The organism is Janthinobacterium sp. 13, assembly GCF_002749695.1.
In the GTDB taxonomy this organism is placed as follows: domain Bacteria; phylum Pseudomonadota; class Gammaproteobacteria; order Burkholderiales; family Burkholderiaceae_D; genus Janthinobacterium; species Janthinobacterium kumbetense.
Map to the genome: position 1 here is coordinate 2,465,573 of NZ_PEEQ01000001.1, position 11,772 is coordinate 2,477,344.

General features: G+C 64.7%; 10 protein-coding genes. 4 read left to right on the forward strand and 6 right to left on the reverse strand.

The window, feature by feature from the left end; all coding sequences use genetic code 11:
- Positions 1–115 precede the first annotated feature (115 nt).
- Complete coding sequence (locus tag CLU94_RS10820) at positions 116–799, forward strand: helix-turn-helix domain-containing protein (protein WP_218965287.1); 684 nt, start codon at positions 116–118, stop codon at positions 797–799.
- Here the strand turns inward: CLU94_RS10820 and CLU94_RS10825 are convergent.
- Both CLU94_RS10825 and queC read right to left on the reverse strand, forming a co-directional pair.
- The gene (locus CLU94_RS10825; protein WP_099665631.1) at positions 783–1,688 is read right to left on the reverse strand and encodes a sterol desaturase family protein; all 906 of its coding nucleotides are present in this window, start codon (positions 1,686–1,688) and stop codon (positions 783–785) included. The two genes, CLU94_RS10820 and CLU94_RS10825, sit on opposite strands and share 17 nt — an antisense overlap.
- Positions 1,689–1,766: 78 nt before the next feature.
- The gene (gene queC / locus CLU94_RS10830) at positions 1,767–2,492 is read right to left on the reverse strand and encodes a 7-cyano-7-deazaguanine synthase QueC (protein ID WP_099665632.1); all 726 of its coding nucleotides are present in this window, start codon (positions 2,490–2,492) and stop codon (positions 1,767–1,769) included.
- Between the two features lie 221 nt (positions 2,493–2,713).
- Between queC and CLU94_RS10835 the strand changes: the two genes are divergently transcribed.
- Together CLU94_RS10835 and CLU94_RS10840 are read left to right on the forward strand one after the other, a co-directional pair.
- On the forward strand, positions 2,714–4,627 hold the full coding sequence (locus CLU94_RS10835) for an autotransporter assembly complex protein TamA (protein ID WP_099665633.1): 1,914 nt from the start codon (positions 2,714–2,716) through the stop codon (positions 4,625–4,627).
- Entirely contained in the window at positions 4,627–9,054 is a 4,428-nt protein-coding gene (locus CLU94_RS10840) for a translocation/assembly module TamB domain-containing protein (RefSeq protein WP_099665634.1), read from the forward strand. Before CLU94_RS10835 ends, CLU94_RS10840 begins: the two co-directional genes overlap by 1 nt.
- Before the next feature lie 72 nt (positions 9,055–9,126).
- Here the strand turns inward: CLU94_RS10840 and CLU94_RS10845 are convergent, their stop codons facing one another.
- Positions 9,127–9,366 carry a hypothetical protein gene (locus CLU94_RS10845; RefSeq protein WP_099665635.1) on the reverse strand — a complete coding sequence of 80 codons (240 nt, stop codon included), beginning with the start codon at positions 9,364–9,366 and terminating at the stop codon, positions 9,127–9,129.
- Positions 9,367–9,390: 24 nt separating this feature from the next.
- Entirely contained in the window at positions 9,391–9,543 is a 153-nt protein-coding gene (locus CLU94_RS28355; protein WP_168208500.1) for a hypothetical protein, read from the reverse strand.
- A gap of 223 nt (positions 9,544–9,766) precedes the next feature.
- On the opposite strand from CLU94_RS28355, the gene CLU94_RS10850 reads away from it, so the two are divergent.
- The gene (locus tag CLU94_RS10850; protein ID WP_099665636.1) at positions 9,767–10,285 is read left to right on the forward strand and encodes a hypothetical protein; all 519 of its coding nucleotides are present in this window, start codon (positions 9,767–9,769) and stop codon (positions 10,283–10,285) included.
- Positions 10,286–10,294: 9 nt separating this feature from the next.
- Here the strand turns inward: CLU94_RS10850 and CLU94_RS10855 are convergent, their stop codons facing one another.
- Together CLU94_RS10855 and CLU94_RS10860 are read right to left on the reverse strand one after the other, a co-directional pair.
- The gene (locus CLU94_RS10855) at positions 10,295–11,104 is read right to left on the reverse strand and encodes a hypothetical protein (protein WP_099665637.1); all 810 of its coding nucleotides are present in this window, start codon (positions 11,102–11,104) and stop codon (positions 10,295–10,297) included.
- A gap of 88 nt (positions 11,105–11,192) precedes the next feature.
- Positions 11,193–11,771 carry a nucleotidyltransferase family protein gene (locus tag CLU94_RS10860; RefSeq protein ID WP_257218763.1) on the reverse strand — a complete coding sequence of 193 codons (579 nt, stop codon included), beginning with the start codon at positions 11,769–11,771 and terminating at the stop codon, positions 11,193–11,195.
- Between the last annotated feature and the right edge of the window lies 1 nt (position 11,772).

Consider the following 11,772-nt stretch of genomic DNA (forward strand, 5'->3'; position numbering starts at 1 on the left):
AAATCACATATTTCGCCAATGCAATGATGTGTACTCCAAGAAAATTCGATGCCGTGAAAACAATCCACCACTCGCTGATATGATCGCCCCGCAATCCATCACCTGTGAGTCGCGTTTGCAACAGGATAGCTGGCAGGGAACACTCTGGCTGGCGCCGGACTTCGCCATCTTGCATGGCGCGGCGGGCGCCACGGCCAGCCACGCCCATTATGCGCACCAGTTGATGCTGAGCACCGGCGCGCCTTTCACGGCCGAGCTCGACGGCATCGTCCACACGGCGCGGCACTTGCTGGTCGATAGCCTGCGTCCGCACGCCATCCTGGCCGCCCCGGCGCCCATGCTGACCATCTATGCGGAGCCGCAGCGCCTGGGCGGCCCGGCCCTGCTGGCAGCGGCCGGCAGCGCAGGCATGCCCAGCCTGGACAGCCTGGCCGCCGCGCTGCAGGCGCAGCCGCGCGAGCACTTGCCCGATCCCCGCTTGCGGCGCGCGCTGGAGAAGGTCGACACGTTGCTGTCAGGCAAGGTCAGCGCGGCCGCCGTGGCCGAGGCGGCGCATTTGTCGCTGAGCCAGCTGGAACGCCTGTTCAGCGCCCAGCTGGGCTTGCCCGTGCGGCGGCTGGTGCTGTGGCGCCGCCTGCGCCTGGCCATCCGTTTCATTGTGCTCGGCAGCACCCTGACGGAAGCGGCCCACGGCGCCGGTTTTGCCGATGCCGCGCATTTTTCGCGCACCATGCGCAGCCTGTTCGGCGTGCGCGCCGACCGCAGCTTGCGCCAGCTCAACGTCAAGCTGCTCGATTGATGGCTTTACGCAAGTCCGCCGGCAATGCGGGCGCGCGCACGCCCTCTTCCGCGCGAAACGGTTCCAGCAGCTGCGCCCCGTACGCGGCCGGGTAATCGGGACGGCTGCCGATGCCCAGGTCCTCGCCCCGCATGCGGTAGCCGGGCGCGTCGAAACGCGTGCCCAGCAAGCGGTCCCAGCAGGTAAAGAACAGGCCGAAATTCACGTCGCCCGCCGTGCCGTACTTCATGTGATGGAAACGGTGCAGGGGCGCCCAGGCAAACACGTGGCGTAGCGGCCCCATGCGCATGTCGACATTCGCGTGCTGCAGCAACAGCTGGATCGCCACGGCAAACGCCAGCACGGCCATGACACGCTCCGGTATGCCCAGCAGCAACAAGGGCAGCATGCCGCCCGCCGCTTCCAGCAGCAGGTGCAGCGGGTGTTTCATCCAGCCGTTAAAACCGTACAGGCGCGTCACGCTGTGGTGCACGGCATGCAGTTTCCACAGAAAATAATAGCGGTGGCTCAGGTAATGCACGAGCGTGATGCCGCAATCGGCGATGAGGATGGCCAGCAGCAGCTGCGCCCAGAACGGCAACTGGCCGGGCCAGAACGGACCCAGCGCCAGGTGCCCGGCCAGCAGGGGGAAGATGGCCAGTCCCAGCAGGTACAGCGCTTCATTGACGAGCGCGTGCGCAATGTCGCGTCCGCCGTCGCCATGCTCGTGGTTCCACGCGCCGTCATACGGCAGGTAACGCTCGGCCAGAAAGGATGTGAGCAGGGCCAGCAGCAACAGCGGCGGCAAGACCCGGAGGGAGAATTGGCACAGCGCCACCAGCACGGTGGCGGCGCCGATGAAGCCGGCCCAGAAGACTGGGCCGTACAGCGCGGCAAAGAGGGATTTCATGGCAAGACGCTCCTGTGGCAAAAACCACAGCATGGCCTTGTCCCCCGCCCCGCCGCTTGAAGAAACGGCGCAAACTGCTTATTTGGCGGCCGGCTTCGCAGCCTTGCGCGCCGCGTATTGCTGGTAGCCATTCGCGCGCAGGGCGCAGGCGGGGCAGGTGCCGCAGCCATAGCCCCAGTCGTGCAATTCTCCCCGCTCGCCCAGGTAGCACGTATGCGTGCCGCTGCGGATCAGGTCGACCAGCGGCTGGCCGCCCAGGTCTTCCGCCAGGTCCCAGCTTTGCGCCTTGTCCAGCCACATCAGCGGCGTTTCCAGCTTCAGGCGCGTATCCATGCCCAGGTTCAGGGCCACTTGCAGGGCCTTCATGGTGTCGTCGCGGCAATCCGGATAGCCGGAAAAATCCGTCTCGCACATGCCGCCGACCAGCACCGTCAAGCCGCGGCGGTAGGCCACGGTGGCGGCCACCGTCATGAACAGCAAGTTGCGTCCAGGAACAAAAGTGTTCGGCAAGCCGTTTTCCTGCATGACGATCTCGACGTTCTGCGTCATGGCCGTATCGGAAATGGCGGAAATCAGGGACAGGTCGATCATGTGATCCTGGCCCAGGCGGCTATCCCACTCGGGCGACTGCCGGCGCATCTGTTCCAGCACGCCGGGACGCACGGTCAGTTCGATCGCATGGCGCTGTCCATAGTCAAAGCCGATAGTTTCCACGCGGCTATAGTGTTTCAAGGCCCAGGCCAGGCAGGTGGTGGAATCTTGTCCACCGCTAAAGAGCACCAGTGCGGAGTCCGTTGCTAGCATAATTTCTTTCTTTGAGTTTTGTTCTGTCCAATAGTGCGCGGGGAAACGAGATTCCCCATGCAAAAAATACTTATTCGTCCGCCATCAGTTTACCTATTCCGGTAACATGCAGTCAGCATTTACTCATCTGGAGCACCATGTTTTCTGCACGACCCATACGGCATACGGTTGCCGGCAAGGCGATACGACCACGAATTTTGGCACAAGTAGTGACAAAAGCAATGGGTCAACTGACACTGGCGGCCGCCGGCAGTGTCATCTTGCTGTTCCCCATCGCCCAGGCCGCCGCGCAGGAAGGGGCGCAACAGAGCGCGCAAGACGCGCCCGCCGACAGCGCCGCCACGGAAGCGGCGCCCGCCCCGCTGCAGTACGAGGTCAAGGTCAACGCGCCGGGCGACCTCGATGAGTTGCTTGAAAAAAACCTGGACCTGGAACGCTTCCGCGGCAACCCGCGCATGGACCGCGAGCAATTGCAGCGCCTCGTCCGTGATACGCCGGAGCAAGCCAGGAACCTCGTCGCCACGGCCGGCTACTATACGCCCGTCGTCACGGTGCGCGTCGATACGTCGGGCGCCAAGCCCGTCGTCATCGTCGACGTCGATCCTGGCCAGGCGGTCACCATCGACAAGGTCGAGCTGGCATTGCGCGGCTTCGACCCCACGCCGCCGCTGGCCGCCAGCGAGCCCTACGATACGGAAGCCCTGAAGCGCAGCTGGTCCCTGAAGACGGGCAGCGTGTTTCGCCAGGCCGACTGGGAATCGGCCAAGCGCGCCCTGCTGCGCGAAGTGGTGCAGACGCGCTACCCGCGCGCCCAGCTGGTCGACACGCAAGCCGTGGTCGATCCGGAAACGCATAAAGTCTCGCTGCTGGTGGTGCTCGACAGCGGCCCCGAGCTGCGCTTCGGCGAGCTGCGCATCGAAGGCTTGAAACGCTACGATCCCAGCATCATCCGCAACCTCGACAATATACGTCCGGGCGAGTACTACAGCGAATCGGCGCTGCAATCGTTGCAGGCGCGCCTGCAGGACACGGGCTACTTTGCCAGCGTGGAAGTGAGCGCCGACATGAGCAGCATCCTCAGCGAGCAGATCGAGGCCGGCCAGGAAAGCCAGCAAGCCGAGGCCGAAGGTGCCAGCGCCGCCGCCGAAGCCAAGCCCGTCAACCGCGGCCCCGCACCGCTGCTGCCGCTGGTGGTGCGCGTCACGGAAAACAAGCAGCAGAACGTCAGCGCCGGTCTCGGTTTCAGTACGAACACGGGCAATCGCGCCCAGCTCAACTATGACAACCTGAACGTGTGGGGCACGCGCTTCAAGAGCGCGATCACCATGGAAACGAAGAAACAGGCGGCGCACGCCAATTTTTACTTTCCAACGACCGAGCGCGGCTACAACGACAGCGCGGGCGCCTCGTTCGAGCGCAGCGACATTTCCAACGAAATCACGGCCGTCACGACCATCTCGGCCAAGCGCAACTGGGGCGGCACCAACCTCGAACGCAGCCTGACGTTCGAGTTCCTCAGCGAGGACAAGACCGTCGTGGGCCTGGAACAGACGCGCAGCAAGAGCTTGCCGTTGACCTATGCCATCACCAAGCGCAGCCTCGACAGCCTGCTGTTCCCCACCAGGGGCTACGTCATCAACGCCCAGGTGGGCGGCGCCCTGCTGCCCGTGCTGACGGACGAGCGCTTCGTGCGCGTGGCCGGCAAGGCCGTGTATTACCGTCCGCTCGGTGAAAAAGGCGAGCTGATCGTGCGCGGCGAAATGGGCGCGCTGGGCTCGAAGGAAAAACGCGGCGTGCCGGCCGTCTACCTGTTCCGCGCGGGCGGTGACCAGTCGGTGCGCGGCTATGGCTACCAGGAACTGGGCGTCAAGGAAGGCGACGCCACCATCGGCGGGCGCTACATGCTCACCGGCAGCGCCGAATACCAGTACTGGTTCAAGCCGAAGTGGGCCATTGCCGCCTTCTATGACGCCGGCAACGCGGCCGATACCGTGAAGGCGGCCATGACGCCGAAATCGGGCTACGGCCTGGGCGGACGCTACAAGAGCCCCGTCGGCCCCATCAATGTCGACGTGGCGTATGGCCACGCCGTCCACGCTTACCGTTTGCACTTCTCTCTGGGATTCACTTTCTGATGTCCGATATTACTACCGAGTCCCCCAACGGCGCCGCGCCGCCACCGCCGGCGAAAAAAGCCCGCCGCTGGCCCCGCTATGTGGCGATCGCCGTCGCCAGCCTGGCCGTGCTGCTGGGCGGCGCCTTCTGGTTCCTGGGCCGCGAATCGACCCTGCAGATGCTGGTGCAAAAAGTGGCCAGCGCCAGCGGCGGCGAAATCGCCGTGTCGGGCGTGTCCGGCTCGCTGTACAACCGCATGCACCTGGGCCACGTCAGCTACCGCAGCAAGACGCAGCACATCACGGCCGAGAATATCGACATCAACTGGTCGCCGTTCCAGTTCTTCTCGGAAGGCATCGCGATCAGCGAACTGCACGTGGCCAGCCTGTCCGTGGAAGGCACGGCGCCGTCCGAGGAGCCGTCGACGATGCCCGCCAGCCTGGCTTCGCCGTTCAAGATCGGCATTGCCGACGCGCGCCTGGACAAGGTGATCCTGGTGAGTCCGGGCGGCAACACGGTATTTGAAAAGATCCATTTCACCTTGTCGGGCGACAAGACGCAATGGCAGCTGGAAGACGCCTCGGCCCTCACACCGTTCGGCCAGGCCACGGCCAGCGCGACGATTGCCGCCACGCAACCGTTCAAGCTGTCAGGCAAAGCCGGCTTGACGCAGATCAACCCCGCCGCCGGCGAAAAACCGGCCGCCCTGGCCCTGCAACTGGGCGGAGACCTGAATGTGCTGAACGTCACGGCCAAGGGCAGCGCGGGCGCGGCCACGGCCGATGCCCAATTGGCGCTGGCGCCGTTCGACCCCGTCATCATCCTGCGCTCGGCCAGCATCAAAGGCCGCAACATCAATCCGGGCAAGTTTGACGCGACCTTGCCGCAGGCGGACCTGAGCCTGGAACTCGACGCCGCCATCGATACGCGCCCAAGCGCGCAAAGCGTGTCGGGCAAGCTGGCCATCCTCAACCACGCGACACCGGGCCCCATCGACCAGCAAAAGCTGCCGCTGCGCCAGTTCGAGGCGAGATTGGGCGGCACCCTGACGGCCACCACCCTGGAGTCGGCCCTCATCGACTTCGGCACTGCGGGCAAATTCACGGGCAGCGGCAAGCTCAACCGCGACGCGGCCGATGGCCCCATCGGCAATGCGCAGCTGACCTTGCACACAGACAAGATCGACTTGCAGCACATTTACAGCAGCATCAACAGCACGAAGATCGTCGGCGATATCGTGCTCGACAGCGATGGCAAGACACAAACCCTGCGCGCAAAGCTGGGCGAAGCCAAGCTGCGCCTGGACGTGGAAGCCACTTTGGCCGATTCCCTCGTGCAATTGCGCAAGGGCACTTTGCAAGCGGGCAAAAGCAGCGTCAACGCGACGGGCCAGATCAGCCTGAAGGATGAACAACCGTTCAAGGCCGTGGCCAGCACCAGCCGTCTCAATCCCGCCGACTTCGGCGCCTTCCCCGTGGCCGACCTGAACCTCGACGTGCGCGCCAACGGCCACGTGGCACCGCAATGGCTGGCGAATGCGGATTTCACCGTGCGCCCCAGCAAGCTGCTCGACCAGCCCCTGTCCGGCAAGGGCAAGCTGACGGCCGATGCGGCCCATTTCAGCGGCATCGACGTGCAATTGGCGCTGGGCAAGAACAACGTGACGGCCAAGGGCAACTTCGGCGGCGCCGGCGAAAAACTCAACTGGAACGTCGATGCGCGGCAACTCTCCGCCCTGCAGTCCGACTTGCTGGGCAGCGTGCTGGCCAGCGGCGTGGTGCAGGGCACCATGCAGCAGCCGCGCACGACGTTTGTTGCCGATGCGAAAGGGCTTGGCTTGACCAGCGGCAAGCGTCCCGCGCCGGACAGCGCCATCCATGCCAGCGGCGACGTGGGCTTGACGGGGCCGAAACAGGCAGCGGAACTGAAAGTGACGGGTTCCGTGCAAAAGATCAATCCGGCCGCGTTTGGTGCTGCACTGCCCAACGGCAACGTCAATGCGGATTTCAACGGCAGCGGCCGCCTGAGCGGCGACTGGCAAGTGGCCCTCAACCTGGCCCTGCGCGAATCGACCTTGCAAAACGCCCCGCTGGCCGGCTACGCCAAGCTGTCGGCCAATGCGAAACGGGTCGACAGCGTGGATACGGAACTGCGCCTGGGGCCGAACAGCCTGCTGGCCAAGGGCGCGCTGGGGGGCGCCACGGACAAGCTGACGTGGAAACTTGATGCGCCGCAACTGTCGACCCTGGGCCCCCGCTTTGCCGGCGTGCTGCAGGCAGCCGGCTCCGTCAGCGGCAAGATGGACGCGCCGGCCGCGCAGCTGACGCTCGATGGTAGGGATTTGACCTTCTTTGGCGACCAGCAATTGAAATCCATCAAGGGCAGCGCCAGCGTGGGCGCCGGCCAGGGCGCGCTCGACCCCATGGTCAGCAGCCTGGACATCACGGGCTACAGCACGCCCACCTTCAAGCTGGGCAGCGCCCGCCTGGCCACGACGGGCACGCGCGGCAGCCATACCGTGAGCCTGGCGGCGCGCAACGACGATTTCGATGCCACCGTGCAAATCCGCGGCAGCCAGATCGGCGCCAGCTGGACGGGCACGATCGACAGCCTGCAAAACAAGGGCCGCTATGCGCTGGTGCTGCAAGCGCCCGTGCCCGTGAAAGTGGCGGGCCCTGCCGGCAGCGGCGTGGCGGGCCTGGGCCAGCCGGAACAGATCAGCGTGGGCAACACCGCCATCAAATTGCCAGCAGGCAGCATCACCATGCAAAGCCTGGTCAAGAACGGCCCCCGCTGGACCAGTTCCGGCCAGGCGGCCGGCGTGGCCCTGACGTATCTGGCGCAAGTGATTCCCTCGCTGCAAGCCAATGCGCGCAGCGACCTGACCCTGGGCGCGCAGTGGTCGCTCGACATGCAGGTGCCGACGGCGCAGCAGAAAGATCCCTCCCTGGCGGGCATGCTGCACATCTACCGCGAAAAAGGCGACGTGACGGTGGGCGTGGAACAGCCGCTGGCGCTGGGCTTGCGCACCCTCGATGCCCGCGTGGATGTTGCCAACCAGCAGCTGCGCCTGGCCGTGAAACTCGACGGTGCGCGCGCGGGGCAGAGCGACATCAATGCCACCGTGCAAATGCTGGGCGGGCGCATCAGCAACGACAGCGCCCTCTCCCTGACGGGCACGACCAGCATCGATACACTGGCCTGGCTGGCGCCGCTGACGGGCCAGCCGGGCCTGGAACTGGGCGGCGCCTTGAAAGTGGCGCTGTCCGGCAGCGGCACCATCGGCGCGCCGCAATTGAATGGCGACATCAACGGCAGCAAGCTGCTGGTGAACTGGGCCGACCAGGGCTTGAAATTGCGCAATGGCGTACTGCAAGCCAAGCTGGCCGGCGATCAATTGCAATTGCAGCGCCTGAGCTTTGACGGCGGCGATGGCAAGGTGCAGGCAGACGGCTGGGTACGCTTTGCGAATGGCGAAGCGAGCCTGGAACTGAAATTGATGGCGGACCGGCTGCAGGCGCTGTCGCGCCCCGACCGCACCTTGATCCTGTCGGGTAACAGCACCCTGGTGCGCAACGACAAGCGCTTCAGCTTCGAGGGCAAGTTCAAGGCCAACCGCGCGCTGATCGAACTGGCGCCGCAAGATACGCCCACGCAAAGCAGCGACGTGGTGGTGCTGGGCAAGGAAGTCAAGGGCAGCAAGGAAGCGCCGTCGCTGCCCCTGAATATCGACCTGGAATTTGACCTGGGCAATGCCTTCCACCTGCGCGGCATGGGCATCGATGCGGATCTGGCGGGCAATGTGCGCGCCAGGGTCATCAACCGCGCTGCGCCGCGCGTGACGGGCAGCATCAAGGTTGTCACAGGTCAATACGCCGCCTACGGACAAAAGCTGTCGATCGAACGGGGCTTGATCGCCTTCACGGGCGCCTACGACAACCCGTCGCTGAACATCCTGGCCGTGCGCAAGCGTCCCGAAGGCGAAGCCTTGTCGGAAACAAATGTGGAAGCGGGCGTGGAAGTGCGCGGCACGGCCCAGGCGCCGACGGCCAAGCTGGTGTCTACCCCGAGCGTGTCGGACAGCGACAAGCTGGCCTGGCTGATCCTGGGCCACGGCGCGGAAACGGCGGCCGGCGATGAAATGGCCCTCTTGACGACGGCCGCAGGGGCCCTCTTCGGCGGCTCCGGCGGCGGCTTGCAAGGCAAGCTGGCCAATTCGCTGGGACTCGACGAAGTGGGCCTGTCGCAGGCGCAAGGGCTGGAAAGCACGGTCGTCACCGTCGGCAAGCGCCTGTCCTCGCGCGCCTACCTGACGTTCGAGCAAGGCACGAGCACGGCAACGAGCCTGGTCAAGCTGCGTTACAAGCTGAACCGCCGCATCACCCTGCAATTCCAGACCGGCACGAACAATGCCCTGGACGTGTTGTACACGTGGGCGTTCGACTAATCAGACGTTGAAATGCAGAAACAACAAAGGGCGCCTCGGCGCCCTTTTCTTTGATCTGCCGCAAAGGCAAACTTACTCGGCCACGTCGAGGCCCCGCTCGATCATGCCTTCGACGTACGCGCGCAGATATTGTTCCAGCGCGGGGCCGGACAGCACGTTGGCCGTCAGCGCGCCATGGGGCGAGCCTTTCAGCACGCCGTCGTGGTACACGCGCGCAATCCAGGCCACGTCCGTGCCCAGGGTGTAATCGAGTTCATAGTCGAACGATTCTCCGCTGACTTTGCGTGTGTAGACTTCCTTGACAATTGCCATCTAAAACAGCCTTTCTTGACGAGATTAACTGGGATGCGGGTGCGGCACGGGATCGTCCTGCGGCACCGGGTGCACGGGCCCCGGATGGTGCCCGGGCGCTTCTTGCGGCTCCGGCGCCGGCATGGGTTCATCGACGGGCGCCGGGTCGGGCGCGCGGTGGGCATGGATGACGGACATGGCTGGCCTCCCGGCGGACAAAAGAAGACCATACCACGAGATGCCCGCCGCCTGTCCATGTTTGCCTGCCGGCTTGACGTCCGCGGCCGGCGGCACGGCGTGACAAGGCATAGTGCTTGCATGCCATGTAAATGTCAACATGCAACTTTTACCGTTTGACAAGCATCGCCGCCCGTCCCCATCTGGCTTACAATCGCTGTTTTACCCGTACTCGATTGCATACATGGAAACCACCACCCTCGCCCTGCTGTTACTGGTCCCGCTGCTGGTCTGGCGCATTTATTCGCGCCTGAAGAAACTGGTGGCGCGCCAGAAGTCGCAGCTGTGGCGGCACTGGACGGTGGCGATCACCTTCCCCGCGCTGCTGCTGTTCCTGGCGACGACGACAAAGTTCGACGTCCTGCCCCTGTCCAGCCTGGGCGCGGCCGCGCTGGCCGGCGGCTGGCTGGGCGTGCTGGGCTTGAAGCTGACGCGCTTCGAACAGGTCGGCAAGGACTTTTTCTTTACCCAGCACCGCTACCTGGGCCTGGCCATCACGATGCTGTTCATCGCCCGCCTGCTGTACCGTGGCATGGAAATCTACCTGAACTCGCGCCTCGACGTGCCCGTGCCGCCGCCACCGTTCGGCCAGAGCGCGCTGACGATGGCCGCCTACGGCCTCGTTATCGGCTACTACGCCGTGTATGCGTGGGGCCTGGTGCGCTGGCGCCAGCGCAACCAACCGCTGCAGGCGCCCGAATAAGTCATCCCGTCAGTAGTACTGGCACAGGCCTTCGCAGGTCGTCACCGACAGTGCCTGGCGTATCGTCGCCAGCGCCGGCGCCAGGGCGGGATCGAGGTCCTTGTCCGCACCAGCCAGGCTGGCCAGCAAACGCTCGCGCAACGGCGGCGCCATCAACGCGACGTTCGGCGTTGCGTACTGCGCCGCCGCTTCCAGCATGCGCTTCTTTTGCGCCACGGTCCAGAACGGCACTTGCACGAACTGCACCACGCCGACATACAGGGTGGTCGAGCCCTTGCTGAAGGCGCGCGCCCGCATGCGCTCCGTACCGCTCACTACCTGCAGCGGCTGGCTACTGAATTCCTGCTCCATCAAGCCAATCAAGTGCGCATGGCAATGCATGCCAAAGGCAAAAAAAGTACTCATTTCATCGCCATAATTGGCCAGGTTCTCCGTTACCTGGTCATTGCGCGCCTGCTGCAACTCGGCGCCGGACAGCGGCAGCGGCCGCTCGCTGCCAAACGTGTAATACGCCTTGCCAATGTTGGTTGCCCGCTCGCACAGGGCCACGCTCGGGTTGATGTCCTGCAACGCCGCGACGGGCGCCCGGAACAGGCCCGGCGCGTCGGTAATCTGGGCAATCAACGCTGCCACTTCAGGTTCACTCAGGCGCGGCAAGCCGCTTTGCAGCGTGGCCTTGGCCATCAGCGCTTCCAGGCGTGCACTGGCTTGCTGGAAATCGGTATAGCTGTCGGCCCAGGCGGCAGGCGCCACGAGGACGGAGGAAAGGCAGAACAGGCGGCCGAGGCGGCGCAACGGCATGGAAATCAACAGGGACATGGGATCAGGAAAACACTATTGGAAAATTGGCAATTATAGGCAATCTGTATCTACAGTGCATTTAATTGTGTTTTACACCACGTTTTATCTAGGCGATGATGGTGACGCGCGGCCAGCGCGCCGCATAATCCTTGCTGGCCAGGCGCTGCGCATAGCCGTCCAGGCTGATGCGCGCCGGGTTGCGCCGCACCACCATATCGAACAGGTCGTCGAGGCCATGCGGCGCGATGATGCCGATCCCGCCGTCAGGCTGCAGCGAGATGCCAACCGAGGTGGCAAACTCGGGCCAGGTGGCGATGGCGTCGTCGAGCGACAGCAGGGGCGGCACGGCGTAGCCGAACGCGTCTTCGAACCACAGGTGCACCCGCGCCTGGTTGCAAACCTCCCACGGCACGCCGGGCAGCACGGTTTCCAGGCGCTGGCGCAGCTGCGTTTCGCTTTCCGGATGCATATCGCAGGCATCGAAATACGCCACGTCGACGTCGCTCAAGGCCGACGCTTGCGCGTAGCCATGCAAGGCATCCCACACGAGGTTGCGCACGGCGCCGGCGCCGATGCAGCAATGGGGCAAGCCCAGCTGCGCCACTGCGTGCAGGGCTTGCATGCACCACGGCGTGGCGCTGGCGATGGCGCGCAGGCGCGCCGCCAGTGCTTCCTGCCTGCTCATG

What these genes read in the sequence shown, in the direction of transcription:
- CLU94_RS10825 (WP_099665631.1), bottom strand. Translation starts at nt 1,688, where the DNA reads ATGAAATCCCTCTTTGCCGCGCTGTACGGCCCAGTCTTCTGGGCCGGC.
- queC (WP_099665632.1), bottom strand. Translation starts at nt 2,492, where the DNA reads ATGCTAGCAACGGACTCCGCACTGGTGCTCTTTAGCGGTGGACAAGAT.
- CLU94_RS10835 (WP_099665633.1), top strand. Translation starts at nt 2,714, where the DNA reads ATGGGTCAACTGACACTGGCGGCCGCCGGCAGTGTCATCTTGCTGTTC.
- CLU94_RS10840 (WP_099665634.1), top strand. Translation starts at nt 4,627, where the DNA reads ATGTCCGATATTACTACCGAGTCCCCCAACGGCGCCGCGCCGCCACCG.
- CLU94_RS10845 (WP_099665635.1), bottom strand. Translation starts at nt 9,366, where the DNA reads ATGGCAATTGTCAAGGAAGTCTACACACGCAAAGTCAGCGGAGAATCG.
- CLU94_RS28355 (WP_168208500.1), bottom strand. Translation starts at nt 9,543, where the DNA reads ATGTCCGTCATCCATGCCCACCGCGCGCCCGACCCGGCGCCCGTCGAT.
- CLU94_RS10850 (WP_099665636.1), top strand. Translation starts at nt 9,767, where the DNA reads ATGGAAACCACCACCCTCGCCCTGCTGTTACTGGTCCCGCTGCTGGTC.
- CLU94_RS10855 (WP_099665637.1), bottom strand. Translation starts at nt 11,104, where the DNA reads ATGTCCCTGTTGATTTCCATGCCGTTGCGCCGCCTCGGCCGCCTGTTC.
- CLU94_RS10860 (WP_257218763.1), bottom strand. Translation starts at nt 11,771, where the DNA reads ATGAGCAGGCAGGAAGCACTGGCGGCGCGCCTGCGCGCCATCGCCAGC.